Annotated in this window: 1 protein-coding gene; it reads left to right on the top strand. The window is 65.4% G+C overall.

Features of this window, described 5'->3' with window-relative positions; genetic code table 11:
• On the top strand, window positions 1-456 hold a 456-nt coding region (locus D9V41_RS17935; RefSeq protein WP_424922805.1), incomplete at both ends, for a MinD/ParA family ATP-binding protein.

Below are 456 nucleotides of genomic sequence, written 5' to 3'. Positions count from 1 at the left end.
GAGGGTGCCTCACACGACGCCACCGTCCTCGATCTGCTGCCGCAGACCGAGCAGCTGCTCTCAACCACCGCACAATCAGCGGAAATGTCGTTCTTCACCCACCACCAGCCAGGTGACAAGTACGACGTCCTACGCAGTGACCAGTCCGTGGCCGGCGACCACGAGGTCTCTGCCGACGACGTGCACCGCATCCATCGCGTCGCAGCCCGCTACTACCGACTGATCGTCATGGACAGCGGCAACAACGAGCGCGCCGCCAACTGGCGAGCCATGATCGAGCACGCCAACCAGCTCGTCGTCCCCTGCACGAACGCAGAGGAAACCGCCGAGGCCGGCGCACGCCTGCTCGACGCCCTCAAGGAGCGAGACGAGCACTCCGCACAGCTCGCAGAAAACGCCGTGGTGCTGGTCTCCCAGCGCACACCCAGCAAAGACCCCAACGTCGCCCGGATCGTC

This window comes from Aeromicrobium phragmitis, from assembly GCF_003674095.1.
GTDB classification, from domain to species: domain Bacteria; phylum Actinomycetota; class Actinomycetes; order Propionibacteriales; family Nocardioidaceae; genus Aeromicrobium; species Aeromicrobium phragmitis.
This window is presented reverse-complemented; position numbering and strand designations above follow the sequence as displayed.